At 68.6% G+C, this 25,855-nt stretch carries 24 protein-coding genes and 1 pseudogene; 16 read left to right on the top strand and 9 right to left on the bottom strand.

Translation table 11 applies throughout. From position 1 onward, the window contains the following. Positions 1–10: 10 nt before the first annotated feature. Both VF632_RS25980 and VF632_RS25975 read right to left on the bottom strand, forming a co-directional pair. Positions 11–1,543 carry a serine hydrolase domain-containing protein gene (locus VF632_RS25980; protein WP_331025862.1) on the bottom strand — a complete coding sequence of 511 codons (1,533 nt, stop codon included), beginning with the start codon at positions 1,541–1,543 and terminating at the stop codon, positions 11–13. A gap of 58 nt (positions 1,544–1,601) precedes the next feature. Then, positions 1,602–1,988, bottom strand: a complete 387-nt coding sequence (locus tag VF632_RS25975; protein WP_331025861.1) for a DUF6249 domain-containing protein — start codon at positions 1,986–1,988, stop codon at positions 1,602–1,604. A 377-nt stretch (positions 1,989–2,365) separates the two neighbouring features. Here VF632_RS25975 and VF632_RS25970 point away from each other — a divergent pair, with 377 nt between their 5' ends. Further along, positions 2,366–2,941, top strand: a complete 576-nt coding sequence (locus tag VF632_RS25970; protein WP_331025860.1) for an RNA polymerase sigma factor — start codon at positions 2,366–2,368, stop codon at positions 2,939–2,941. Then, a complete protein-coding gene (locus VF632_RS25965) occupies positions 2,938–3,342 on the top strand; it encodes a hypothetical protein (protein WP_331025859.1) in 405 nt (134 codons plus the stop codon). Before VF632_RS25970 ends, VF632_RS25965 begins: the two co-directional genes overlap by 4 nt. A gap of 34 nt (positions 3,343–3,376) precedes the next feature. Here the strand turns inward: VF632_RS25965 and VF632_RS25960 are convergent, their stop codons facing one another. Further along, positions 3,377–4,507: a hypothetical protein gene (locus VF632_RS25960; RefSeq protein ID WP_331025858.1), complete on the bottom strand. Its 1,131-nt coding sequence runs from the start codon at positions 4,505–4,507 to the stop codon at positions 3,377–3,379. A gap of 214 nt (positions 4,508–4,721) precedes the next feature. Here VF632_RS25960 and VF632_RS25955 point away from each other — a divergent pair, with 214 nt between their 5' ends. From VF632_RS25955 to VF632_RS25935, 5 genes are all read left to right on the top strand, one after another. Beyond that, a complete protein-coding gene (locus VF632_RS25955) occupies positions 4,722–5,447 on the top strand; it encodes a class I SAM-dependent methyltransferase (protein WP_331025857.1) in 726 nt (241 codons plus the stop codon). Between the two features lie 41 nt (positions 5,448–5,488). Then, positions 5,489–6,256 (top strand): glycosyltransferase family 2 protein, encoded by a 768-nt coding sequence (locus tag VF632_RS25950; RefSeq protein ID WP_414682916.1) that lies wholly within the window; start codon positions 5,489–5,491, stop codon positions 6,254–6,256. Positions 6,257–7,020: 764 nt separating this feature from the next. Then, positions 7,021–8,292: a PDZ domain-containing protein gene (locus VF632_RS25945; protein WP_331025855.1), complete on the top strand. Its 1,272-nt coding sequence runs from the start codon at positions 7,021–7,023 to the stop codon at positions 8,290–8,292. A gap of 71 nt (positions 8,293–8,363) precedes the next feature. Then, entirely contained in the window at positions 8,364–10,214 is a 1,851-nt protein-coding gene (locus VF632_RS25940) for a HAMP domain-containing sensor histidine kinase (protein WP_331025854.1), read from the top strand. Next, entirely contained in the window at positions 10,211–10,918 is a 708-nt protein-coding gene (locus tag VF632_RS25935) for a response regulator transcription factor (protein WP_331025853.1), read from the top strand. The genes VF632_RS25940 and VF632_RS25935 overlap by 4 nt, the downstream gene beginning before the upstream one ends. Before the next feature lie 578 nt (positions 10,919–11,496). Here VF632_RS25935 and VF632_RS25930 read toward each other — a convergent pair. Further along, positions 11,497–11,910 carry a 6-pyruvoyl trahydropterin synthase family protein gene (locus VF632_RS25930; protein WP_331025852.1) on the bottom strand — a complete coding sequence of 138 codons (414 nt, stop codon included), beginning with the start codon at positions 11,908–11,910 and terminating at the stop codon, positions 11,497–11,499. Positions 11,911–12,116: 206 nt separating this feature from the next. Here VF632_RS25930 and VF632_RS25925 point away from each other — a divergent pair, with 206 nt between their 5' ends. The 7 genes and pseudogenes from VF632_RS25925 to VF632_RS28135 form a co-directional block, all read left to right on the top strand. Continuing rightward, positions 12,117–12,623, top strand: coding sequence for a response regulator (locus tag VF632_RS25925; protein ID WP_331025938.1), 507 nt, complete (start codon positions 12,117–12,119; stop codon positions 12,621–12,623). A gap of 182 nt (positions 12,624–12,805) precedes the next feature. Next, positions 12,806–13,885, top strand: a complete 1,080-nt coding sequence (locus tag VF632_RS25920; protein ID WP_331025851.1) for an EAL domain-containing protein — start codon at positions 12,806–12,808, stop codon at positions 13,883–13,885. A 118-nt stretch (positions 13,886–14,003) separates the two neighbouring features. Continuing rightward, positions 14,004–14,333 (top strand): metalloregulator ArsR/SmtB family transcription factor, encoded by a 330-nt coding sequence (locus VF632_RS25915; protein WP_331025850.1) that lies wholly within the window; start codon positions 14,004–14,006, stop codon positions 14,331–14,333. Beyond that, positions 14,330–14,773: an SRPBCC domain-containing protein gene (locus VF632_RS25910; RefSeq protein ID WP_331025849.1), complete on the top strand. Its 444-nt coding sequence runs from the start codon at positions 14,330–14,332 to the stop codon at positions 14,771–14,773. The genes VF632_RS25915 and VF632_RS25910 overlap by 4 nt, the downstream gene beginning before the upstream one ends. Positions 14,774–14,795: 22 nt before the next feature. After that, complete coding sequence (locus tag VF632_RS25905; RefSeq protein ID WP_331025848.1) at positions 14,796–15,026, top strand: hypothetical protein; 231 nt, start codon at positions 14,796–14,798, stop codon at positions 15,024–15,026. Between the two features lie 13 nt (positions 15,027–15,039). Next, entirely contained in the window at positions 15,040–17,430 is a 2,391-nt protein-coding gene (locus VF632_RS25900) for an excinuclease ABC subunit UvrA (protein WP_331025847.1), read from the top strand. 511 nt (positions 17,431–17,941) lie between these two features. Then, positions 17,942–18,192 (top strand): annotated as a pseudogene (locus VF632_RS28135) (excinuclease ABC subunit UvrA); the annotation flags it as partial. Between the two features lie 98 nt (positions 18,193–18,290). On the opposite strand, the gene VF632_RS25890 reads toward VF632_RS28135, so the two are convergent. The 4 genes from VF632_RS25890 to VF632_RS25875 form a co-directional block, all read right to left on the bottom strand. Next, a complete protein-coding gene (locus VF632_RS25890) occupies positions 18,291–18,458 on the bottom strand; it encodes a hypothetical protein (protein WP_331025845.1) in 168 nt (55 codons plus the stop codon). After that, entirely contained in the window at positions 18,459–19,565 is a 1,107-nt protein-coding gene (locus VF632_RS25885) for a heme-binding protein (RefSeq protein WP_331025844.1), read from the bottom strand. It abuts the gene before it with no gap. A gap of 187 nt (positions 19,566–19,752) precedes the next feature. Further along, a complete protein-coding gene (locus tag VF632_RS25880) occupies positions 19,753–21,543 on the bottom strand; it encodes a flavin monoamine oxidase family protein (protein WP_331025843.1) in 1,791 nt (596 codons plus the stop codon). Positions 21,544–21,999: 456 nt separating this feature from the next. Then, positions 22,000–22,251 (bottom strand): hypothetical protein, encoded by a 252-nt coding sequence (locus tag VF632_RS25875; protein ID WP_331025842.1) that lies wholly within the window; start codon positions 22,249–22,251, stop codon positions 22,000–22,002. A gap of 198 nt (positions 22,252–22,449) precedes the next feature. Here VF632_RS25875 and VF632_RS25870 point away from each other — a divergent pair, with 198 nt between their 5' ends. Together VF632_RS25870 and VF632_RS25865 are read left to right on the top strand one after the other, a co-directional pair. Continuing rightward, entirely contained in the window at positions 22,450–22,701 is a 252-nt protein-coding gene (locus tag VF632_RS25870; protein WP_331025841.1) for a helix-turn-helix transcriptional regulator, read from the top strand. Between the two features lie 131 nt (positions 22,702–22,832). After that, positions 22,833–24,437, top strand: a complete 1,605-nt coding sequence (locus tag VF632_RS25865) for a PAS domain-containing sensor histidine kinase (protein WP_331025840.1) — start codon at positions 22,833–22,835, stop codon at positions 24,435–24,437. Between the two features lie 28 nt (positions 24,438–24,465). Here VF632_RS25865 and VF632_RS25860 read toward each other — a convergent pair whose 3' ends face one another. Next, positions 24,466–25,755, bottom strand: a complete 1,290-nt coding sequence (locus tag VF632_RS25860; protein ID WP_331025839.1) for a RagB/SusD family nutrient uptake outer membrane protein — start codon at positions 25,753–25,755, stop codon at positions 24,466–24,468. Positions 25,756–25,855 lie beyond the last annotated feature (100 nt).

The raw sequence follows: 25,855 nt of genomic DNA, 5'->3' as shown, positions 1-25,855 counted from the left end.
CTCGCGACGTCTACTGGCGGGCCAGGAACCCCAGCACCGGCCCGGCCATGGGGCGCAGGTCCTGCTCCAGGTCGTAGTTGCTCAGCACCACCAGCGTCCAGTCGCCCACCATCTCCACGTCGGCGCCGATGCCGGAGGCGCTGCCGCCGCCGCTGTGGCCGATCTCAGGGTGCGAGTCGGGGAACGCAGCCACGTAGAAGCCGTACGCGTACTTCACCGGGGCGCCGGGACCCACGTCCACCTTTCCTTCCAGCGCCGTCCGCGTCATCTCCGCGCCCAGCAGCCGGTGCTCGCGCAGAGCGCGGGTGAACAGGAACAGGTCTTCCGCCGTCAGGGCGATGCCGCCGAAGCCGTTCAGGTCCGTCGACGGACCCTGGCTGCCCACCATCCACTCGTTGCTCCGGCGCGGCTCCAGCCCCATGGGGTCCGTCTCCGGCGGGCGCGAGTAGCCGCGGGCCCACGGCAGCCGCCGATACGCATCCAAATCCGCGACGGCCATCCCCGCCGGGCGAAACACGTGGTCGCGCACGTACTCCCCGAACGGCTGCCCGCTCACCCGCTCCACCACGGCTGCCAGCACCGCGTATCCGCCGTTGCTGTACTGCATCCGCTCGCCGGGGCGAAACGCCAGCGGCTCGTTTGCGAAGAGCGCCATCCACTCCCGCGGGGTGGCGTACCGGGTGCCCCGCACGTAGCCGGGCGACAGGAACGGGTCGCCGACGCCGGCCGTGTGGGTCAGCAGGTGGTGGATGGTCACGTGCCGCCGCGCATCCTCGTTGGGGTAGTCGGGGAGCACGGCGCCCAGCGTGTCGGTGAACTTGAGCCTGCCCTGCTCCACCAGCTGGGCGACCGCAACGCCGGTGATCATCTTGGGCACCGAGCCCGTGCCGATGCGGGTGTCGAGCGTGTTCGCCCGGCCGGCATCACGGTCCGCCATCCCGTACGCCTGGTGATGGACGATGCGCCCGCCCCGGGCCAGCAGCACCACCCCGCTGAACCGGTCCGCCTCCGCCGCCGCGACCACGTGGCGGGCGACTGCCGCGGCGACGGTAGCCTCGTCCACCTTGCCCTGCGGAAACTCCGGACGCGCGCCGCGTGGCGGCATCGGGTGCAGTTCGATCAGCTTCATCCGTGCGGGGTCGGCGGGGTCGGCGACGAACTCCACTCCCACGCGCCCGCCGGAGCGGGTCTGGAAGATCACGCCCAGGTAGTTGGGGTCGCCCTGGTCCATCAGGCGCCCGGGCTGCAGCCCGCCACCGCTCTGCCGCACCAGCCGGGCGAACATGGCCTCGTACCGGGCGGGGGTCCACCCCATGGCCAGCGTCGGCGACACGTGCCGCTCCACGAACGCGTGCAGGGCCGCCGAATCGCCTGCGTTCACCGCGTCCATGAAGGCGCGGGCGGCCGTCCCGGCGGGCGTCGCGGGGATCTGCACCGGGGCGGGTGCGCCGGACGGACCGGCGGGCGCGGGCTGCTGCTGGGCCCGCGCGGGGCTCGCCGCCAGGAGGGCGGCGAGGGTGATGGCGATGGTCTTGTTCATCATCTATGTCTCAGGTTGAAAGGTCGCCTCTGTCGGGACCTGTGTCGTGGCTTGGACGGGCTCAGATGCGCTCGTCCGAAATTCCGCGGTGCCGCTCGGGATTCGTGACAGCCTCGCGCCGCAGCACGGCGCGGGCGGTGGCGTAGTAGGCCAGCAGCCCCACGCCGCCGAACACCAGCACCACGCCCCAGGCCAGCGGCTCCTCGAACCGCGAGGGCAGGTACTGCGATACGATCAGCCCCAGGCCCAGCGCCGCCAGCACGATCCCCCACTTGAGGGCGGCGAACATCTCTGGATCGGATTCCTTGCGGAACAGCGCGCGGATGATGTCTTCCGACACCCGCGCCTCGATCAGCTTGCGCTTCGTCCAGTTGTCGGAGAGCACCTTGGTGGTGCCCAGGATGAAGGCGAAGAAGCTGATGAAAACGAGCACAGGACTTTCCCACATCGTGACCTCCAAGGGCATTCATCGGGGTTGCGCGAGGCCCCGGATCGGCGCCTCATTCAGGATGGACAGGCCGACCCGGAGATCGGTTGCACGTGCCTCGTCCACCTGCAACGATGGACAGGGGGTCTCGCGGTTCGGTTGCACGTCGATGCAGGAGTGAGTGAACCCGCGGCGGGGACAGCGGAAGCGCGACCGAAGTTCTCCCCCTCCCCTGCGCAGCGGGGGAAGGGGGCCGGGGGAAGGGGGCTCCCAAGGCATGCGAGGCAGCCCATCGAACCTCGCCGAAGTTCCCCCTCTCCGCACGCAGTTTGTGCGGGGAGGGGCCGGGGGAGGGCCCCCCCTGCAACCGAACCCGCGATGACCTTGTCCAACGGGAAATGAGCGATCGGGAGATGGTGGCACGAGTGCTCGCGGGCGACCGCGACGCCTTCCGGGAGCTGGTGCACACGCACCAGCGCCTGGTGAGCCACGTCGTCTTCCGCATCGTCCGCGACCCGCGCGACCGCGAAGAGGTGTGCCAGGACGTCTTCATCCGCGTGTACCAGAAGCTCGACCAGTTCGCCCACGAGTCGGCGCTGTCCACCTGGATCGCACGCATCGCGTACCGGCTGAGCCTGAACCACCTGGAGCGGCGCCGCATTCCGCTGTACGACGACCTGCGCCCCGACGAAACGGGCGGAACGGCCGTCGACCAGTTGCCGGGCACGCGCGCGTCGCCGCTGGACGAGGCCGAGGGCGCCCAGCTGCGCGCCTTCGTCCGCGCGCGGGTGGACGAGCTGCCGGTTCAGTACCGTACGGTGGTGACGCTGTATCACCTGGAAGAGATGGCCGTCGGCGAGATCGCGGCCGTGATGGATCTGCCGGAAGGAACGGTGAAGAGCCACCTGTTCCGGGCGCGGAGGATGCTGAAGGAGAAGCTGGTGGCCAGCTATGGACCGGAGGGAACGGGATGATGGAGCGGGATGAGGAGATCCAGGACGCGCTGGACCGGGGGAGCGCCCACACCGTCGCGGACGCGGACGAGGCCGCCTATCGCGTGGTGTTCGACGCCTTGGGCGAGGATGAAGGATTCTCCCTGCCCTCCAACTTCGCGGACCTGATGACCGCGCGGCTGATGCCGGAGCCGGTGCGCGCGTCGCCGTTCGAGCGCTACGTGCTGCCGGTGCTGATGGCCGCCGCCTGCGTGATCGGCGTGCCGTTCGTCGTCGCGGTGCTCGGAGGGGCGCTGACCGGCGTCGCGGGCCCCGTGTCGCAGAACTCGGGGCTCCATGGCATCGGGGTCGTCGCGCTGGTGGTGGCCCTCGTCGCAACCGCCGACCGCCTGGCGCGCCGCGCCGGCCTCGCGCCCATGTGACCGGCTCGTCGCCGGTCACACGGCGCCAGTGCCGTCAGGGCGCGGAGGCCTGGATGCGGTACTCGCCTTCGCCGCCGGCGGCGAACGAGGTTGCGAGGATCACGTACTCGCCGGCCTCGGGCAGCTCCACCTCCACGGCCGAGTTGGTGCCTTGCTCCCCCTCGTCGTCGTTGGACGCGAGCTCCTGGAACACGCCGTCCACCATGCGGCCGATGGACAGGTACGCGTCGAACGCCTCGGCGGCCATCGTCACGCGGATGCGCTCGCCCGCGCGTCCCGTGACGACGTAATGGTCCGTCCAGCGCCCATCTTCCTCGTTCTCCACGTCGCCCGCTTCCAGGCGGCCGTTCACCGGCTGGCCACGCGAAAGCCGCACAGGCCGGGGCGCGGCGGCCGGACCGCGGTCGGCCACGGTCAGCGTGTATTCGCCCAGCACTTCGCCCTCGACCCCTGCCTGCACCAGCGTTTCGCCCGATTCCGGCAGGGTGAGCAGCAGCACGCCCTGGCCGTGCCCAAACGCGTCCGGGACGAACTCGTCGCCCGCCATGCTCCCCGCGTTCAGCACCGGGTAGAGTTCGCCCATCTGCATGCGCAGCCGCAGCCGCTGCCCCGGCGTGCCACGAACCCGGTACAGGTCGAAGAAGCCACCGCCGCCCGGCCCGGCGCCGTACTCACGGTCGGTTTCCTCCAGCGCTCCCGTCACCGTCTGCCCCACCCGCAGGTCCGCGACGGCCAGGCGCTTGGCCGGCATCGTATCGACGCTTACGGTGAACGCGCCCGTTCCTTCCGGCAGGAGCGACTGCGCGATCAGCAGGTAGGTGCCCGTCTCGGGCGCGGTGAAGCGCAGGCGCGCGTTGGTTTCGCCCGCGCCGTCGTCGTCCATCAGCATGTGGTCGGTGATGCCGCCCACCGTTCGCGCCACGGTAAGGTACGCGTCGAAATCGGCCGACTGCAGCGTGGCGACGTAGCGGCGGCCGCCCTGCGCCTGGAAGCGGTACACCTTGAAGGGGCCCCGCTCGTAGAGCACCGGATCCGCCGCGCTGAGCTGCCCGGACGCGCGCTGTCCCACGGCGAGAACGGGGAATGCGGCGTTGGGCTGCGCTTGCAGCGGCGCGGCGGCGGCGAGTGAGACGGCCAGCACGGTGGCGATGGACAGGATCCTCATCGGGGGCCGGATCTTCTGAAATGATGGATGGGCGGAGACCGGCCGCGTGGGGCCGATGAAGGGCAACATAGGCGTGCGGACGCGCCGTGGACAGGAAAGATTTTCGGCTGTCGGCGCCCTTGCCCGGCGCCCCCGCTCCGCACATTCTACGCGGCTTCGCACGGGCGGCACCCTCCCGCCCCAGACACGAGATTTCCACGACCGAACCGACCCGGTGACGACGACCGCATCGCAGGCCTTCACCTACTCCGGCGAAGAGCTGGACGCGCTGGCCGAAGCCCGCAACTACTATGGCTGGATCGCCCGCCGGTTCGCGCCGTACCTGGGCCGGCGGATCGTGGAGGTGGGCGCCGGCATCGGCACCTTCGCCGAGCACCTGCGCGCCGCCGCGCCCGATGCGCAGCTCACGCTGGTGGAGCCCGCCGCCAACAACTGGCCCCACCTCAGCGCCCGGTTCGCGAGGCGCGCCCACGTCACCACGCGCCGCGGCTACCTGGCCGACGCGGGCGAGCCCGGCAGCGCCGACACCGTCGTCGCGGTGAACGTCATGGAGCACGTGCGCGACGACGACGCCTTTTTGGCCGATGCACACCGGCTGCTTTCTCCCGGCAGCCACGCGCTGCTCTTCGTCCCCGCCCTGCCCGCCATCTACGGCGCGCTGGACGAGGCGTTCGATCACTACCGGCGCTACACGAAACGCGAGCTGTCCCAGCGGCTTCGGACGGCGGGTTTCACGCCGGTCAGCGTTGCCTACACCAACCTTCCCGGCGTGCTGGCGTGGTGGATGAGCGGCAGGGTGCTGCGGCGGCGAACGGTGAGCGCGCGGGACGCAAAGCTGTACGACCGGTGGATGATCCCGTGGATCTCGCGGCTGGAGCGCGTGTGGACCCCGCCGGTGGGGCAAAGCCTGATCGCCATCGCCAGAAAGGGGGACGCGTGAGCGGGCACGAGAGCGGGGCCGGCATCCGCCTATCGGTGGTGATGCCGGTGTACAACGAGGAAGCGACCATCCGCGAGTCCGCCCTGCGGGTGCGCGCCGTGCCGCTGGAGATGGAGCTGATCTGCATCGACGACGGCTCCACCGACGGCACCCGCACAGCCCTGCGCGAGCTGGCGGCGGAAGGCATCATCCACCGGCTGATCGAGCAGCCCCGCAACCGCGGCAAGGGCTTCGCCGTGCGCACGGGGATCGCGGCCGCCACGGGCGACGTGGTGGTCATCCAGGACGCGGACCTGGAGTACGATCCCTTCGAGCTTCCGCGCCTGCTGGAGCCCATCGCCGACGGCCGTGCGGACGCGGTGTTCGGGTCGCGCTTCGCGGGGGGGCCGCACCGGGTGATGTACTTCTGGCACCGGATGGGCAACGGCGTGCTGACGCTCCTGTCGAACATGTTCACCGACCTGAACCTGACCGACATGGAAACGTGCTACAAGATGGCGCGCGCAGACCTGATGAAGAGCCTGCCGCTTTCCGCGAACCGCTTCGGCATCGAGCCGGAGCTGACGGCGCGGCTGGCCCAGTCGCGCGCCCGCATCTACGAGGTGCCCATCTCGTACGCCGGCCGCACGTACGACGAGGGAAAGAAGATCGGCTGGCGCGACGGGGTGGCGGCCATCTGGCACATCGTCCGGGCGAACGTCCTGGGACCGCGGGCGGCGCGCTACACGCCTCCGAGCCTTTCGCACGGGCACGCGTCCGTCCCCGTGGCCGAGCCGCGCGCGGTCACCCGCGGAGGGGTGAGCGGCTAGGGTGGAACTTCGATCGGGGTTCGACTGAATCGCGTGCCGCGGCGGGCCCCTCCCCCGGCCCCTCCCCGCACAAACTACGTGCGGAGAGGGGAGCACTTCGATCGGGGTTCGACAACGCGCGGTGCACGCCGCGGCGCCCCCCATCCCCAGCCCTTCCCCCGCAAACTGCGCGGGGGAAGGGAGCCAGCCCGGCGCGTCACGCCAACTCGTTGCGCGCCCAAACTCTGTCATCCTTGAGGCCCAGGCGCACCTCACTCGCCCGTAGCACAAGCTTCGCGGGCCGAAGGATCTAGCCGGAGGCACGAACCAACCAGGGCGCGGCAGCGGTCACCTGTGCAGAGGCCGCGATGTCGGCGCGTCTCGAAACGGGCCGGCGCATGCCTCGGCTGCCCTCTCCCCCGGCCCCTCTCCCGCAAGCGGGAGAGGGGAGAATTCGATTGCGCTTCGGCTAGGGTCGGTGCTGTCGACTGGAAGGCGCTCTGTCACCCGGCAAGGTCGCGCCACAGGCCCCAACCCTCACCCGAGCAAGCCAGTCCGCGAAGGCGGACTTCGTGTGTTCGTTGCAGCGAATTCATTCGCCCGCGCAGGCTTGAGGCGGCGTCGGGACGCTTGGCGTCTACTCCCAGCCCACCGGGACCCGGACGGGTCCGCGAATCCTTACCCATTCCTTACAATCCAACAACCTGCGGCCCCTGCACATCGGCTATCCTTCCAGTCACGGGCCACCAGGGCCCATCTCCGATCTCACCCTACTGGCAGGAACCATGAGCTTTCTCAGACGTGCGATCCCCATCCTCTCCCTCCTGGCCGCGCCCGCGCCCCTCGCGGGGCAGACGCCCGCTCCAGACCCGCTCTCCGCGGCGAAGCACGTGGATGAGCGCTATGAGCTGTACGCCCCTACGCAGCAGGACGTCGACCGCGCCCGCCCGTATGTGGAGCGAGCCATCGAAGGCTTTTCCCGTGCGTTCGGAGAGCCGGCACCCAGAGTGGCGGTGGTTCTGTTCGACGCGAACGCGGCGCTCGCCGCCTTCGACGAGGCCCCGCTCGCACGCCGCGGACTCGCGACGCGCAGATGGCTGACGGAGCAAGCGTCGGCCCAGCGCTCCACGGATCTGGTGGCGGCGACGCCGCTGGGGGTGGTGGTGGGCTCGGCGCCGGGGGGCGCGGGGGTCCGGGTAGTCGCCGCCCTCCCAGGCGGCGCGGCGGCGGTGGGGCTGCAGCCGGGAGACGTCATCAAGAGCCTGAACGGCACGGCGGTCGCCACGCTCAGCGAGTTCGCGGGCCTGTTCGATGCACTGGCCGTGGGCACCCAGGCAAGGCTGGAGGTGAACCGGGGCGGCACCGTCGTGCAGGTGGCCTTCGCAAAGCACGCGGGCAGCAACCTGGGGCGCCTGGCCGGTCCCGCCCAGCAAATCACGGGGGGGACGGGCGCAACGCACGGCGACGTTCTTACGCACGAGACCACGCACACCCTGCTGGACGCGTATGTGCAGTCCAGGCTGGGCACACCGCCCGGTGGCACGGTAGGGCGCGTCCCCTCCTGGCTGCACGAGGCGGTGGCGCAGTTCGTGGAGTTCCCCACGGCCGAGGCACGTGCGCCCCGCCGGGAAACGGCGCGGCAGCTCCTTGGCTCGCACACGCCGCTCGCGGAGCTGTTCTCGATGCAGCACCCCATGGCCGCGCTGCTGGCGGGGCCGGACGGCAGCGTGCGCCCGTCAGCCGGGGGCACCTCCATCATGGTCCGCCCGGGATCGGCGGCGCCGGGCGGCAGCGCGCCGCAGTCAACCGGGATCATCTCCATCGCGGCGCCCAGCCGGGCCTCCGCGGGCTTCTATCCCCAGGCGCTCTCGCTGCTGGAGTTCCTGATCGCCCGGGCGGGGCCCGAGATCCTTCCGCGGCTCGCCGTGGGGCTGGCGAGCGGAAAGACGGTCGGCCAGGTGCTCGCCGAGGCGAAGGCGCCCATGCCCACGGAGCCGGCGGCGCTGGAGCGGGAGTGGGCCGCGTGGGTGGCGGCCCAGGCTCCCGCGGCGCAGTAAGCGGCACGCAGGGGAGGTCCGCGCCGCAGCCTCCCTTGCGCGGCCCACATCGCAACCCCGGCACCACACCCATGATCCGGGAGCAGGTGGCGCGCGCCCTGGGCGCGCATCGGTGGCGGGAGCGAGGGCGGGCGTGGATCACGCTCGCCGTTCCCGCCGTGGCGCTCGTGCTGACCTCCGTCCTCCTTTACCAGACGGCGCACACGGCGGCGTTCAATCGCCGTATTGTACGGGAATCGCTCCGCAACCACGCTTCCGTGGCCGCGTGGGAGCTGTCGCGCCAGGCCGAGCACCGGCTGCTCGTCCCGGTGCTGGGCGCGTTCCTGGGGGCCCAGCTCTCTTCTCCGGCGGGGCTGGCGGGGCTCACCCCGCGGGAGCTTGCCGGCGCCTTCCGCTACCCGGCGTGCGGGTGCCTGGGGGGCGTGCGCTCCACCTTCCGCGTGGATCTGCGGGATGGCGCCACCACCTTCCACCACCTCGTGCCCGGCGCGGATTCCGCGCTGGCCTGGGTGGCGGACAGCGTCCGGGCGCTCGCTCGCTCCACGCCCCACCTCCGCGCCCCCGGTTCCGCGGCCGGACCAGCCGGGACGGAGGCGCTGAGCGGCTTCGTCATCCCCTCGCGCCCCGGGGACGGGCCCCCGGGCGCCGGGGGCCGGCCCGTGATGGTGCGCGCGGGGACGGCGGGGACGCTGACGTCGCTCCGCACCTTCGGCTCGGACGCCTTCGGGATGGCGGTGGGCTCGCGGAGCGGCACGCCGTCGCTGCTGCTGTTCACACTCGTCAACGACAGCACCGGCCGCCCCGTGGCCGCGCTGGGTGTGGAGACCGAGCCGGCCGCCTTCCTGGGGCCCGTGCTCACGGAGCTGGTGCGCGAGGTGCGGCTCCTTCCGCCCACGCTGGCGCGGGGGGTGCCGAACGACTCCATCCTCGTGTTCAGCGTCATGGCGGCGGACGGGCGGCCGCTGTACGCTTCCGCGCGCCTCCCGAAGATCGTGGGCGCCCGCTCGGCGCTGGCGCCGCAGCTGGGGGAGATGGCGATCGTGGCGGGCGTACGCCCGTCGCAGGCGGGGCGCCTGGTGGCCGGAACCCTCCCGGCATCGCGGGTGTCGCTGCAGATCGGGATGGCGGTGCTGGCGGCGGCGCTCTTCGCGGCGTCGCTGGTGCTCCTGCGGCAGGAGCGGGAGCTGTACCGCATGCGGGCCGGCTTCGTGACGGGCGTCTCCCACGAGCTCCGCACCCCGCTCGCCCAGATCCGCCTCTTCGCCGAGATCCTGGCCTCCGGCGACGAGGCGGACGCGCTGGAGCGGCGGCACTTCGCCGGGATCGTGGCCGAGGAGGCGCAGCGCCTCACCCACTTCGTAGAAACGCTGCTCGCTTTTTCCCGCCCCGCCGGCGCGCGCCGCGGAGCCCAGGCGGTGCCGGTGGAGCTGGGCGAGGAGGTGGAGCGCGCCATCGGCATGATCCGCCCCCTGTGCGAACGCGCGGGGACGGCGCTCCGCTTCCGGCGGGAGGAAGAGGTGTGGGCCGTGGCGGACCCCCTGGCGCTGAGGCACATCCTGCTGAACCTGATCGGCAACGCCGCCAAGTACGGCCCCGGCGGGCAGACCGTCACCCTGCACACCTTCCGGTGCGGCGAGCGCGCGTGCATCGCCGTGGACGATGAGGGGAGCGGCGTGCCTGACGCGGAGCGGGAGCGCATCTTCAAGCCCTTCCACCGCATGCCTCACCACGCCGACGGGCAGACCGGCGGCAGCGGGATCGGGCTGGCGGTGGCGCGCGAGATGGCGCACCAGCAGTACGGCTCGGTGCGCGCGGAGAGCGCGCCCGGAGGCGGCGCCCGCTTCGTGGTGGAGCTTCCGCCCGGCCCCGCCGGCCGGCCGGCGGGCTACACCGTGCCGCGGCGGGAGAGCGTCGCCCGATGAGCCGAATCCTGGTGGTGGAGGACAACGCGAACATGCGCCTGGGGCTCCGCCGGATCCTGGAGCTGGAGGGGCACGAGGTGGTGGAGGCCGCGGACGGCCCTTCCGGGCTGGAGCTCGGCCGCGTCTGCGGCGCCGACCTGATCGTGCTGGACCTGATGCTACCCGGATTCGGAGGGCACCGGATCCTGCGCACCCTGCGCGAGGAGGGGTCGGCCGTTCCGGTGCTGATCCTGACCGCCCAGGGCGAGGAGATGGACAAGGTCCAGGGGCTGCAGTTGGGCGCGGACGACTACGTTACCAAGCCGTTTGGACGCCACGAGCTGGCCGCGCGCGTGGCGGCGCTCCTGCGGCGCGCCCAGCGCGACGCGCCCCCCGCGGCGCCAGCCGGGGCCCGGCGCCCGGCGCCCGAGCGCTTCGGACGCGTGGAGCTGCGCCGCGACGCCCGCGCGGTGACGTGCGACGGAGTCCCCGTGGAGCTGGCCCCCCGGGAGTACGATCTCCTCATCGCGCTGATCGACCGCGGAGGGGCCGTCGTCACGCGGCTCGAGCTCCTGCGCGAGGTGTGGGGGCATTCGGCGGCCGTGCTCACGCGCACCGTGGACTACCACGTGGCGGAGCTGCGGAGAAAGCTGGAGGAAGACCCGGCCCGGCCGCGCCATATCCTGACCGTGCGCAAGGCCGGGTATCGCTTCGCGTGCGAGTGACGTGACGCCGGATCAGGTATTTTCGTATCGCGCGATGGCTGCTGAATCAGCACGGAACCTCAGCGGCACTACACTACATCCTTCGGCGCCGCGAAGAATGCGGTGTGGGCAGGGCCGGGGCGCGGATGACAGATTGTGGCGCGGCAACGAGTTGGATGCGCAACCCAGCCCTGAAGTGTACCCCCTCTCCCACGCTGTTTGTGGGAGAGGGTAGCACGCGTGTCAGCGCGGCCGGGTGAGGGCCCCACGGGAGCCGAGGCCTCGGCTTCCGCGACCGCTGCCGCGCCCTGGCTGAGAAGTGGCACAGGGCTAGATCCTTCGGCCCGCGAAGAATGTGATGCGGGCAGACTCGGCGCGCCTGGGCCTCAGGATGACAAGGTGGGGCGTGGCAACGCTGCTTGGGTGAACTCCACACTGGCTCCCTTCCCCCGCGCAGTTTGCGGGGGAAGGGCTGAGGATGGGGGGGCGCCCGCCCGAGCACCGAACCGTTTTCGAGCCCCAGCCCTGAAGTGTACCCCCTCTCCCACGCTGTTTGTGGGAGAGGGTGGCACGCGTGTCAGCGCGGCCGGGTGAGGGCCCTACCCGCCAGGCGCGTAGTCCACGTAGAAGTCGGGGTTCTCGTGTAGCCGCAGCCGCACCACGCTTACGTCGTGAAGCCGGGGAGCCAGCCGGCGCGAGATCAGCAGCAGGATGTTCTCCGAGGTGGGGATCAGCCCGCCGGGCGCGAACTCGGGAACCACGTGGTTCAGGTGCTGGTGATCGAACGGAACGATCACTTCGTCGCGCAGCACGGCATCCAGCCGCCCGAGATCCACCGAAAATCCGGTGACCGGGTCCACTTCACCCTCCACCGTCACCTCCAGCAGGTAGTCGTGCCCGTGCCCGTGCGGGTTGGCGCACGGGCCGAACGCCTCGCGGTTCTGCTCGTCGGTCCACTCCGGCCGATGGTACCGGTGGGCCGCGCTGAAGCGCACCTTCCTGGTCAGCTGCATCCGCGGCATGCCCGTCCCTTCGATGATGTCGCTTTGGGTGGAGCCCGGATTGTACGCTGCCCGCCAGGTGCCCGCCACCCGCCGCCCATCAGCCGTTTTCCGCCCGATCGTGCTAAGCGGCAGGCATACGAATTGCTTGTAACGAGCTTGCAAGGATCGGCACACGATCCCCTTCCCGCAGGCCCCGTTTCCCGCGTATCCGCGTGATGGCTGCCCCGTCGCTCTCGCATCCCGAGGCGCCCGACCTCCGTTCCTCGTCCGACAGGCCGCGCAAGACGCGCGCGCCGCGGATGTCGCCCGTGCAGCCACCCGAGGACGACGTCGTGGACGGCGAAGCGCGCCCCGTGGTGCTGCTGGCCGAAGACCACGAGGACAGCCGCGACGCCCTTCGCACGCTGCTCGATGCGTTCGGCTACCGCGTCGTAGAGGCCACCAACGGCCGCGAAGCGGTGGAGTGCGCCCTGGCCGAGACCCCCGACATCATCCTGATGGACATGATGATGCCGCGGGTGGACGGGCTGCAGGCCACCCGCGAAATCCGCGAGGTGCCCGCCCTGCGCACGGTGCCCATCATCGCCCTGACGGCCATGGAGGGCGCGCGCGACCGGGTGATGGACGCGGGCTGCGACGACCTGGTGCCCAAGCCCATCGACGTACGCTCGTTCCTCACCAAGGTCCGCGAGTGGCTGGAAAGCGGTCGGCACGCCGCCTGAGCGCCCGGGTTCGAATCACAACGAGAGCCGTCCGCGAGAGAGTGGACGGCTCTCTTCGTCGATCCCGAACCAAGGGTGGCAGAAGGGTGTCCGCGATCGCGGCACTCGGATTAGTGGTCTAATGTTTGTATTATCTATGCGCTTCAACAATGCGGGAAATCGATGCGCGAGGATGACGAGCGATGATCTGTGAGTGCAGGACGGACGCACGAAGCCTGGTGGTGCTGGCCCCGGGGCTGGACCGCTACCCGGAATTGACGGAGTTCGCGTCCGGGGACGACTGGGCCGTTCATCCGTCGCTGGGGGCCGTTCGCGTGGAAGTCGGCAGCGGGTCGCGCTGGTCGGGCATCGCGCAGGTGGCCTCGTTCCTTCGCACCGAGCTGGACTTCGCCCGCTTCGGCGAGCTGCGCGCCGCCTGGGCGCGGCGCGGCGTTGCGCTCGAGGAGCAGCTCGTCACGCTTCTGCACGCTGGCCGGCTTTCGGACATGGTGCCGGCCGACAGCTCGCCGCTCCCCGCCATGCTGGCCGAGGGGCGCATCGAGAGCTGGTTCCAGCCCATCTTCCGGGCGGGCGCGCTGGAGCTGTGGGGCTACGAGTGCCTGATGCGCGGACGCGGCGAGGACGGGGCCATCGTCTCCCCCGGCACCCTGCTGGAATGGGCGCAGCAGGAGCAGCTGACGTTCATGCTCGACCGGCAGGTGCGCGAGCTTCACCTGCGGCGCGCCGGCGCGGCGGGGCTTCCGGCCGACTGCCACGTGCTCATCAACTTTCTTCCCACCTCCATCTACCGCCCCGAGTTCTGCCTGCGGACGACCGTGCGCGCCGCCGCGCAGGCGGGGCTGCAGCCGGGCAACATCATCTTCGAGGTGGTGGAGACGGAACGGGTGGATCCCGTGCAGCTGCGCACGCTGCTGGCGTACTACCGTGAGAAGGGGTTCAAGGTGGCGCTCGACGACGTGGGCAGCGGGTACAGCGGCCTGGCGATGATGGCCGACCTGAGCCCCGACCTCATCAAGATCGATCGCGAGCTGGTGTCGCGCGCCCCCGGCTCCGCATTCCACCGCGACGTGTGCGCCTCGCTGGTGAAGCTGGCGCAGGACAACGGCAAGCTCGCCCTCGCCGAGGGCGTGGAAACGCACGACGAGTGGCGGCTGATGACGGAGCTGGGGGCAGACCTGCTGCAGGGCTTCCTCTTCGGCCGTCCCCACCCCGACCCCGCTCCCCGCGCGCTCGTCGAGCCGCACGTGATGGCATCCGCCTGAGGTCATCCACCTGACACGATTTCAGCAGGGCCGACGGAATTCCTCGTCGGCCCTGCTGGCGTTTGGCTACCGATCGCTATGCTTGACAATTCATAAGCACACGCTTATACATATAGCCATGGCGAGCGCGCACGATCCCGAAGACCGGATCTTTCAGGTCCTGGCAGACCCCAGCCGACGCGCGATCTTCGAGTCGCTGACGCGGGGCGAAGCGGCGGTGAAGGACCTCACCGCACGCTTCGACATCTCCCAACCGGCGGTCTCGCAGCACCTGGCCGCGTTGAAGGACGCGGGCCTGGTGACCGGCCGCCGCGAGGGGCGCCACGTGTTCTACCGGGTGGAGCCGCAAGGGATGAAGCCGCTCATCGACTGGATTGCGCACTACCAGGCCTTCTGGACGGACCGCATCCATCGCCTGGAACAGCTGCTGGAGAAGATGGACGAATGAAGTTCGCCGACATCACCGCGCCCGCGCAACGCGAGGCCATCGCGTTCGAAGTGGACCTGCGGCATCCACCGGAAAAGGTTTGGCGGGCGCTCACCGAGCCGGAACTGCTCAGGGAGTGGCTGCTCCCCGCCATCGGCTTCACCCTGCAGCCGGAGGCGGAGTTCACGCTGAAGGCACCGCAGGCGTACCACGGGTGGGATGGCACCGTGGACTGCCGGATGCTCGAAATCGAGGAGCATCGCACGCTCAGCTACACGTGGTCCGTTCCCTTTCTGGACACCGTCGTCACCTTCCGGATCGCCCCCACGGATTCGGGGACGCGGCTGTCCATCGTGCAGTCGGGCTTCAGGCCGGACCAGAAGCAGGAGTTCGGCGGTGCGCGGTACGGATGGAAGATGATGACGGGCAGGCTGAGCGAGCTGCTGGAGAGGATCCCGTAACCTTTCGACGGAGGACAGCACGATGAACAAGTGGATTCGGCAGAGCCACCGGTGGTTGTCGATCGCCTTCACGGCGGCCGTGATCGCCAACTTCGTCGCCCTGGCGCGGGCGGATGGCGGCACGCCTCCCGCGTGGATCACCTACGCACCGCTTCCGCCGCTCTTCCTGCTCCTGTTCAGCGGGCTGTACCTTTTCGCCCTGCCCTACGCCACCCGCTGGCGTAACGCGCGCCGCATCGCCCACTCCCGCTGAGACGACTTCGACCATGGCCATCGACCAGCATCCCGCGGACAGCCACGACCTGATCCGCGTGCAGGGCGCGCGCGAGAACAACCTCAAGGACGTCAGCGTCCAGATCCCCAAGCGCCGGCTGACCGTGTTCACCGGCGTCTCGGGCTCGGGCAAGAGTTCGCTGGTGTTCGGGACGATCGCGGCCGAGTCGCAGCGGATGATCAACGAGACGTACAGCGCCTTCGTGCAGGGCTTCATGCCCACGCTGTCGCGGCCGGAGGTGGACCTGCTCGACGGGCTGACGACGGCCATCATCGTGGACCAGGAGCGCATCGGCGCCAACCCCCGCTCCACGGTCGGCACGGTGACGGATGCCAACGCCATGCTGCGCATCCTGTTCAGCCGGCTGGGGGATCCGCAGATCGGCCCGCCGAGCGCCTTCTCCTTCAACGTCCCCTCCGTGCGGGCGAGCGGCGCCATCACCGTGGAGCGCGGCGAGGGGAAGACGAAGGCCGAGAAGGTGGTGTTCAACCGCCTGGGCGGCATGTGCCCGCGGTGCGAGGGGATGGGCTCCGTCAACGACATCGACCGGGCGGCGCTGTACGACGACAGCAAGTCGCTGAACGAGGGCGCGCTCACCATCCCCGGCTACAGCATGGAGGGCTGGTACGGCCGCATCTTCCGCGGCTGCGGCTACTTCGACCCCGACAAGCCCATCCGCGACTACGGCAAGAAGGAGCTGCACGACCTTCTCTACCGCGAGCCGACCAAGATCAAGATCGACGGCATCAACCTCACGTATTCGGGGCTGATCCCCTCCATCCAGAAGTCGTACCTGTCCAAGGACGTCGAGGCGATGCAGCCGCACATCCGCGCCTTCGTGGAGCGCGCGGTCACGTTCACCACCTGTCCCGAATGCGGCGGCACCCGGCTGGCCGAGTCTGCCCGGTCGTCGCGCATCCGGGGGATCAACATCGCCGACGCCTGCTCGATGCAGATCAGCGACCTGGCCGATTGGGTGCGCGGACTGAACGAGGCGTCCGTAGCGCCACTCCTGGCCGGGCTGCAGCACCTGCTGGATTCGTTCGCGGAGATCGGGCTGGGCTACCTGTCGCTGGACCGGCCATCGGGGACGCTTTCGGGCGGCGAGGCGCAGCGGACGAAGATGATCCGCCACCTGGGATCGTCGCTCACCGACGTCACCTACGTCTTCGACGAGCCCACCACTGGCCTGCACCCGCATGACGTCCAGCGGATGAACGACCTGCTGCTGCGGCTGCGCGACAAGGGAAACACGGTGCTGGTGGTGGAGCACGAGCCGGAAACCATCGAAATCGCCGACCACGTGATCGACCTGGGGCCCGGCGCGGGCACGGCCGGCGGCGAGGTGGTGTTCCAGGGCACCGTCGACGGGCTGCGGGCCAGCGGCACCCTCACCGGCCGCCACCTGGGCGACCGCGCGTCGCTCAAGCCGGCGGTGCGCACGCCGACCGGAAAGCTGCAGATCCGCGGCGCCACGCGGCACAACCTCAAGGACGTGTCCGTCGACATCCCGCTGGGGGTGCTCGTGGTCGTCACCGGGGTGGCGGGCTCGGGCAAGAGCTCGCTGATCCACGGCTCCGTCCCTGCGTCAGCGGGCGTGGTGTCGGTGGACCAGGCGCCCATCAAGGGATCGCGGCGCAGCAACCCCGCCACGTACACGGGGCTGCTGGAGCCCATCCGCAAGGCGTTCGCGAAGGCCAACGGGGTGAAGCCGGCGCTCTTCAGCGCCAACTCCGAGGGCGCCTGCCCCACCTGCAACGGCGCGGGCGTCATCTACACCGACCTGGCGATGATGGCCGGCGTGGCGACGGTCTGCGAGGAGTGCGGCGGCAAGCGGTTCCAGGCGCAGGTGCTGGAGTACCGGTTCGGCGGCAAAGACATCAGCGAGGTGCTGTCGATGCCGGTGAGCGAGGCGGCGGAGTTCTTTGGGTCCGGCCCGGCGAAGACCCCGGCGGCGCACGCCATCCTGGCCCGGATGGCGGACGTGGGGCTCGGCTACCTGTCGCTCGGCCAGCCGCTGACCACGCTCTCCGGCGGCGAGCGGCAGCGGCTGAAGTTGGCCACGCACATGGGCGACAAGGGCGGCATCTACGTGCTTGACGAGCCGACCACGGGGCTGCACCTGGCGGACGTGGAGAACCTGCTGGGGCTGCTGGACCGGCTGGTGGACGCCGGCAAGTCGGTGATGGTCATCGAGCACCACCAGGCCGTGATGGCGCACGCCGACTGGATCATCGACCTCGGCCCCGGCGCCGGCCACGACGGCGGCCGCATCGTCTTCGAGGGCACGCCGGCGGACCTAGTGGCGGCGCCGTCCACGCTCACCGGCGAGCACCTGGCCAGATATGTGGGCAGCCGGGCCGAGGCGGTTCTGTCGCGCTGAGCGGACCTTGTTCGCACTATCACGGCAGAGAGGACGCGGGGCCGTCCCCGCGTCCTCTCCATTGTTCTCTGGCCTCAAGTTGCTCAGTCACGTGAATCCTGCTCGACTGAGCCGGGCTTCACCGACCAGAGGAGCGTGTCACCCCTCCCCGACTTCTCTTGGACAGGTGCATCCGCCTGTGTCCCCGTACGAACAGTAGACGGTGTTGTCCAGAGTAGTGCCACCCGTGCCCCCGCAGGTGTTGTCGGTGAACACGCAGCCGCAGGAGTAGTCGGTGTCCGCGTGTCCGCGTACCGTACCCCGCGCCACCGCAGCCTTCGCTGCCGGCGAGAACGACTCCACCGTCAGTTTCTCCAGCTCCAGTCGAAATTTCCGCATGGTTCCTCCTACGGGGTTACGAGTGATGAGATGGCGAGAGGCCACCCGAGCAGCGAAACAAGCATACAACGGAAAATCATAAACCGCCAGTATATTTCGCGCCGGTGAGCAGCCTCTCCGAAAGTGATCCGCCGAGCGCACCCGTGGGCTGCAGCTGGCTGACCTGAGCAGCTTCTTGGGCTGATCGACCGCTGGTGGACACCGCCGGCGATCGTCATCGAGCACCACCAGGCGGTGATGGCGCACGCCGACTGGATCATCGACCTGGGCCCCGGCGCCGGCCACGACGGCGGACGCATCGTCTTCGAGGGCACCCCGGCGGACCTCGTAGCGGCACGCTCCACCCTTACCGGCGAGCACCTGGCGGCGTACGTCAGGGGCTGATCCGGGCCGCGCAAAGCAATCAGGCGGAGTTGCGAAAGAGGACGCGGAGGCTTGATGCCGTCCGCGTCCTCCCTTTTGATCTCGTGCGTGAACGACCGTCAAGCCGCGCGGCTGGTCACTTCTTCGCGCGTCCACCTCTCCGAGGCCGTGCGCAGGTCATCCCCGAACTCCAGGACTGCTTCGGTTACCAGCCGGTCCATCGGCAGCTCGTCTTCGAAAACGTGGCGGGCGAGCTTGATGGAGGCCACACCGTATTCTTGGGACAACTACCCCTGCACGAGCACATAGTCCGCCGGCATCTTCTCCAAGGTGGCGATGCTGATGTGCGGCCACGCGACTCGCCCTGGCAACTCGTCCTCGCGGGGACGGAAGAAGTCCAGCATGACAACCTGGGAATATTGCAGCCGCAACTTCGGCTTTCCAGTGTCATCCTTCTCGGCGAGTTCCTGAATCCAGAACGTAGCCTTCATGCTGACCGGCTCTGCTTCTCGAACCGAGAACGGGACGTTCCTGATCCCGCCGCTCTTCTGGGCCGTATCCACGGTCAACGTTGTCGTCCGAACGATCTTCACCCCCTGGTTCGCGAAACGAAGAATCTGGTTCATGTCAGCCGGACTGAATCCAGGGAATCCCGGCATCATGACATTTCCCATGAAAGGATGGTCGATGTAATGCTTGTACGGCTCGAGATACGGGTCCGTTTTGAAGTCGTAGTCCGGAGAGTTGACGTCCTCGAAGCGACCCGAGGGCAGCCCGCTCACGGGCGGGATCGGCGGCATGCCCTTGTGGAGCGCTGAGCGGCCCAGGGCAAGAACAGAATTACCGTGTGGGATCGAAGCAAGCCGCGCGACATCGAGTTCCACTTCAGAAACTTCGCCGTTGATGATCTGGTCCTCCTTGGACCTGCGGTTTTTTTCATACAACCACAACCCGGGTTCGTGATGGATCGGCAGTCCCGGCTTCCCCGCAAGGCCTCCACTGTCAGGCCGGTCTTCCGCCGCGACCTGGGCAATCTTCTGCTGGTAATCGAGTGTGACGACGAACTGGTCGGAATCGGGACTGCCGGGTCTCTTCAACCCTCGGTTGGGAACATCGTCGTCAACGAAGGTGAATCGGAGTTCTTCATCGTATTGATTCATCAGCAGTCGGAACTTGAATCCCGCGGGCGGCGGCGGAGCCTTTTGAAAGGGTAGAGCGATCATGTTCCAGCCTGTGCCCTTTGCCCTCCAGACGCCCAGCAGTTGTTCGAGCGGCCCCAGGTCCGGCGGCGGCGGGGCCCCACGATTGCTCACTTTTGCCAGGTGCGTGGGCTGTGGGGGAACAACTTCGGCAAACTGGCGGGTCCGGCGGTCAGGCTGCTTGTCGTTGGTCATGATCGTTTTCCCTTTGCAGAAGACAGTGGCGAGCATCAACACTGCAGCGGTGCAACCCCTTACACGGGCGGGGCAACAAAGAGTCGTATCACCTCCTTCATGCGAAAACGGTTTGGGGACACTTTCCCGGGAGGCGAAGGTCCCGCGGCCCTCCAAGCCACGGGTTTCCTCGCGTCGGTGTTACGGTTCAACTCGCCCCACGCGCGGGGCGCACGGTCATGCCCCACAGGCCACTCACGCGCGGGCCGTGCGCCGCGGCCGGCATCGGAGGCGCCACGCACCGCTGCGCGCTGTTGACGAGCGGGTCGATGTCGAACTTCTGCAGCACCAGGTCGGCCGAGCGCAGCGTACCATTGACCCAGCCCTGCATGTCGGAATACGCCTCGTTGCAGGTGTAGATCCCGTCGAATGGCTCCACCAGGCGCGGAATCACCTGGTCGTCCCTGGCCTCCAGGCCCCACTGGTGCACGGCGTACCCGAAATCGCTCTGGCCATCCCATAGGCGGTAGCTGGTCAGGATGGGCTGCGGCACCTGGGGCGTGCCGTACAATTCGCCGATCAGGCGCAGCGCCTCGGCTACCACCGCCTTGGACGCGGCGAACATCGTCTGCGGGTTCGCGTGATTGTGCTTGGTCTGCTCAGGCGAATCGAACATCTCGCCCACGCTCTGCAGCCCCTGCCAGAAGTTGGTGTTGTCCCAGTCGCAGTAGATGGTCAACGCCGCCGGCAGATCCGGGGATGGGGGGTCCGTGGCCTTGCGGTCCTCTTCTACCCCGCGCAGCGAATAGAAAGGATAGACCGCGTTCACCGGCAGGTCCGTGAACGAGGGGCCGTAGGCCAGGGGCACGTCCAGTTCCTGCCACCACGACCGCTCGAAGTACAGGTTGATCTTCAGCAGCCGCTGCTCGGTGGCGGTCTGCAGATCGTTCCAGAGCTGGTCGGCCCGCTCCTGCTTCTTCCGGTCCGTGCTGTGGCGCTGGTTCAGCACCGGAGACGTCGCAAAGAGCGTCTCCAGCGACCGGCGGGCCACGGCCAGGATGATCCGCGGCGCACGGACCGTGGCCTTGGTGCCGCCCGGGGTGGTCGCTGACGCGGCCGCGTATTCCGGTGCCAGGGTAAGCTGCGCCTCGAAGCCGCCGCCCTCGTGCTCCACGAGCGCGTCGACGTTCGTGCTTACGAGGATCTGCCCCTGCTTCCCCTCCACCCGCTGCACGAGCGCGTTGGTCAGGGTGCCGTAGCCCTCTTCGAAGGTGTAGTAGATGGGGTTCTGCGGAAAGTCTTCCATGAGCTGGAACGCTTCACCGGCGTTCATGGTGGACCAGAACGGCCCTTCGAAGCCCAGGGTCTGTGCGAGCATGGCGCAGCACTCTTCGCTGTGGCCCATGTCGCGCAGCAGCCCCCACAACTGCCAGCAGCGGAGCGGGGTGTCTTTCCATTTGAACTCGATGCGCAGCTTCTGCCAGAACTCCGGTGTGGGGTGCTCGGGTGGCTCGGCACCGTTGGCCTGCAGCACGCGATGATACGCCTCCTCGAGCAGGGTCACCGGCTGCTGGTTCTGCTCCTCGGATGTCAGGCGGAACAGCTCGCTCCAGACCTCGGGATGCTGCGTCGCGTGTTCGTGCGTGAAACCCCGGCCGCGGAACAGGTACCGGTTGTTGTTCCCGGACATGGGGAATGGGACGATCTGGTCGCACAACTCCAACGTGTTGAACAGCGCCATCAACTCCGCCATGTCGTAGTTGAAGCGCATCCCGCCCTCCTCGTCACGCACGATGACAGAGCGGCCATCGGCAGCGTTCAGTTCCACCAGATCCGTCTGCAGGCGTCCCCCCGTCCGGTTCAGCCGTTCAACAATCACGACGCGGTGTTTGGGGTTTTTCTCCAGGTAGCGCCAGGCGCAGTACAGGCCCGCGATTCCGGCACCCACAATGAGGAGGTCCGCGCTCTGAGGAATGGATTGTCCGTGTGGTGCGGGCATAATGACCTTCGCTTTGGATTATGATGAGGTGATGCTGCGGGTAGAGCCGGTGGGAATGCCGCGATCACGCAGCGGAAAGAGTGTGGGAATCCCGATCGCATCTGCGCTGAAATCACGAATCCAAGCTACACTGCGCAAAACGCGCACGCAAGAAAAATCGTGTCCGATCAAGAGGTATGCACCAGGTGCGTTATGAGACCTGTGCCAGTCTGACGTGCTAGGAAATCACCGCCCGGGGAGCACCCTGGTGAGACGAGCGGGATGCGGCCCCGGAGTGAAGCCCCTGAACGCTCCGTGCATGGCCGGCGGATCTCGGGCCGAGTTTGCGGCGGAGCCGTCTACGGTGGCCGGCCAGCACCTCGCGGCGTACGCCGGCGCCTGGCCAAAGAAACGAAGAGGTCGCAGAGAACTTCAATCCGTTCTCTGCGTCCTCCTGCTCCTGGGGGCAAGCGACCATCAATCTGCGTGGCTGGCCACCTCCTCGCGCGTCCACCGCTCGGCAGCTTCGGACGCGGCACGCAGATCGTCCCCGAACTCCAGGACCGCTTCCGCGACCAGCCGGTCCATGGACAGTTCGTCTTCGGAGACGTGGCCGGCGAGCTTGATGGAGGCCATGGCGATGGCCTCGAAGGCGCCGAAGCGATCCGTCAGCATCTCGAGGAGCCGCCCCGGCGAGGCCAGCGTGCCGGTTGGTGATTCCGTTCTCATGGTGCACCCTCCGATTCTCTTGACCCTGGCCGCGCGGCAGGGCTAGCTTGGGCGAGCGGGCGGCCTTCGGGTCAGTTCTCGTGGAGGCTGGTCGTGTCTTCTTGGCGGGAGAGCGGCCAGCCTTTTCTTTAGCCCTGATGTACAGATGATACTGTACACGTGGACCATTGTCAAGCTTCTTCTGTACCGGAGAACGACGTGGCCGAATCGCCGAACGACAGGATCACGCGTGCAATCGAACGTGCGCTATCGGAGGGGCCGTTCACGATCCAGCAGCTTGCTGTTGAAGCTGGAGTCAGCTACGACACGCTTTACTCCTGGGTAAGGGGACGTCGTGTACCGCGCTCGGAGAACGTTCGGCAACTTGCAAGCGGCCTGACCAAGCGATCGGACCTGCTGCGCGAACTCGCAGACGCTTTGAATCATGCTGTAGAATCGGAGAACCGCTGAGAACTTTTCGTCCAGCGGAGGCGGCGAGCATTGCGCCGGCGAAACTTGGAACGATCCGTGCCGCAACTCAGATTTGAACTTTTGGGAGCTAACCATCCCCACACGACACTTCGACCCATCCCAGCCGGCCGATGACGGTTCCTGAAAAGCCCCGCCCGCAACGCATGACGCCATTGGGCGTACTGCGGTCGGTGTCGGAAACCGAGGCAGCGGATTTCGCCAGCGGCCCCGCGTCTGTCCTGGAGGGGAGCGGACTGTACCGCCTGCTGGTGGACAGCGTGGTGGACTACGCCATTTTCGCGCTCGACGCGGGGGGCCACATCCTCAGCTGGAACGCCGGTGCGCAGCGCCTCAAGGGCTACACGCCAGACGAGATCATCGGCAAGCACTTCACCATCTTCTATCCCCCCGAAGACGTGGCGCGGGGAAAGACGGACATCGAGCTAGAGATCGCCACGCGAGACGGCCGGGTGGAGGACGAGGGATGGCGGGTGCGGAAAGACGGCACCCGCTTCTGGGCCAACGTGGTGATCACGGCGCTCCGCGACTCCGACGGCACCCTGGTGGGGTTCGCGAAGGTCACCCGCGACCTCACGGAGCGGCGCGCGGCCGAGCAGGCGCTGCGCCTGAGCGAAGAACGCTTCCGCACCCTGGTTCAGGGCGTACGCGACTATGCCATCTTCATGCTCGACACGCAGGGCCGGGTCGCCAGCTGGAACGAGGGAGCGCAGCGGATCAACGGCTACGCCGCGGGCGAAATCATGGGCCGCCACTTCTCTACGTTCTACCCCGCCGAAGACGTCGCCGCCGGCAAGACGGAGATGGAGCTGGAGGTCGCGGTCCGGGACGGGAAGTACGAAGAAGAGGGGTGGCGGGTGCGGAAGGACGGGTCCCACTTCTGGGCTCACGTCCTGATCACCGCGCTGCGCGACTTCGAGGGGCGCCTGGTGGGATTCGCGAAGGTTACGCGCGACCTTACGGAGCGCAAGGCGGCGCAGGAGCGGGAGATCGCCGACGCGCGGCGCATCACCGAGATCGAGACCGCCAGCCGCACCAAGAGCGAGTTCCTGGCGGCGATGAGCCACGAGCTGCGCACGCCCATCAACGCCACGCTGGGATACGCCGACCTGCTGGAGATGGAGATCGCCGGCCCCGTCACCGACCAGCAGCGGGAGTACCTGAAGCGGATCCGTGGGAGCCAGCAGCACCTGCTCCGCATCGTCAACGACCTGCTGAACTACAGCCGCATCGAGGCGGGGCAGGTGGAGTACGACATCACGCCGTTTTCCCTGCACGCGGCGGTCGAAGCGGTGCTGGCGATGGTGGAGCCGCTGGCCCTGGCCAAGGGAATCATCCTGAAGCACGGCCCCTGTCCGGAGGGGATCGTGGCGATGGCGGACATGGGAAAGACGGAGCAGATCGTGCTCAACCTGCTCTCCAACGCCGTCAAGTTCACGCCCCACGGCGGGCGGGTCACGGCCGGCTGCGGCATGCAGGACGGCGTGCCGTGCGTAACGGTCTCCGACACGGGCCCCGGGATTCCGGCGGAGCACCAGCACTCCATCTTTCAGCCGTTCGTGCAGCTGGGCCGTTCGCTCACCAGCGGACACGAGGGAACGGGGCTGGGGCTGGCGATCAGCCGCGACCTGGCCCGTGCCATGGGCGGCGAGATCATCCTGCGCAGCGAGCCGGGAGAGGGCGCCACGTTCATCCTGACGCTGCCCCCGGAAGCGTAACGCGGCGTACGCTACCCCGGCGGGCGGGTCAGCCGGGCAGATGCGGCATTGGCAGGCACCGGGTATTGCCGTACACGCCACCCTTGGGGTATGCCGTCCCGGTGGCGGGCTGAAGCTCCAGATTGAACCGGCGCACGTCGTAAAGCCGGTGCCCCTCCAGGAACAGCTCGCGACGGCGCTCGTCGATCAGCAGCGCCGTAAGACCTTCGACGGTCGACTCACCCCCTCGACCGCTCCACGGAGCGGCGGCGGCCCGCAGCGAGTACAGGATATCGGCTGCTCGTACCAGGCTTCCCAGGCGCAAGGCGACCTCGGCCTCGATCAGCCGCGCCTCGGCTCCGTTGGCGATGGGGAGGGGCGCGTCCAGGCCGCGGTACTTTCTCTGCTCCCAGAGCCGCGTCCCGTCCACGGCCGTGCGTTGGCTGTCCACTACGTCAAGCCGGCGGTCGGGTGAATTGAACTGGGTCCCGTGGGCTACGGCCGGTACCGTGACATTTCGGTAGGACGGGCCGACGGAAACCGACTGGGTGTGGGAGTTCTGTTCGAACACGCGGTTCTGACGGCTGGCAGGCGCTGCCGCGGCCGTGGCGCTCCGCAGGAAACTGGTGGGCACCAGCATGGCATCGGCGGCGGCGTCCACGAGATTTCCGCCGTTCAGCCGTACGCGCGCGCGGCCGACGATCGCCATGTACCGAATGCTGTCCATCAATGCGCCGCTCCCCGCGGTGGCCGCGGCGATCGCCCGACCAAATCGCTGCTCCGCCAGCCTGAAGAAGTCGGCGGGGAACATCTCGGGCCCGTTCTCCACTGCCGCCGAGCAAAACCCCTCGCCCAGTAGCACGTACGAGTACCCCGCGTAGGCCGCAGCCTGGGCGATCAGCGCGGTGCGGTTCGCGCCAGCCGGCATCTGCTCGTCGGTCCACGCTTCCAGGCTTGCCAATGCCTCTTCGGCGTGTCTGCGCGCCGTAGACAGGGGCGAATACACGCCCAGCGACTCGCAGCCGGAAGTGGAGTACCGCCATTCGCCGCCCTGAACGTCGCGCCGGTCGTACGCCCACCGGTCCGGCGTTTCCGTCGCTTCGATCAACTCTTCGCCCAGCAGTCCACCGATGACGATGTAGGCGCCCAGCGCGCACTCGAAGTCGGCGACGGCTCCAGCCACCAACTCCGCGGCCTGCGCAGGGTCGTGCTTTGGAGGGACCGGGACAACTCCGGGCGCCTCCGGATCGAGCCCCGAATCACAGGCTCCAATCGCAACAGTCGCGGCGGCAATGCCGAGCGCGACCATGCCAAAACGCCGTCGTGTACCGTGGGTCATCGGGCCCTCCTTGAAAGCGCCGAGCGGGATCAATCAACAACAATGCAATGTCTCAATAGGCAGGCTAGTGGGGACGATCGGATCAGGCAAGTATTGTCGG

This window comes from Longimicrobium sp. (assembly GCF_036388275.1).
In the GTDB taxonomy this organism is placed as follows: Bacteria; Gemmatimonadota; Gemmatimonadetes; order Longimicrobiales; family Longimicrobiaceae; genus Longimicrobium.
The sequence above is the reverse complement of the archived record's forward strand: the minus strand, read 5'-3'. Positions and strand labels throughout refer to the sequence as shown.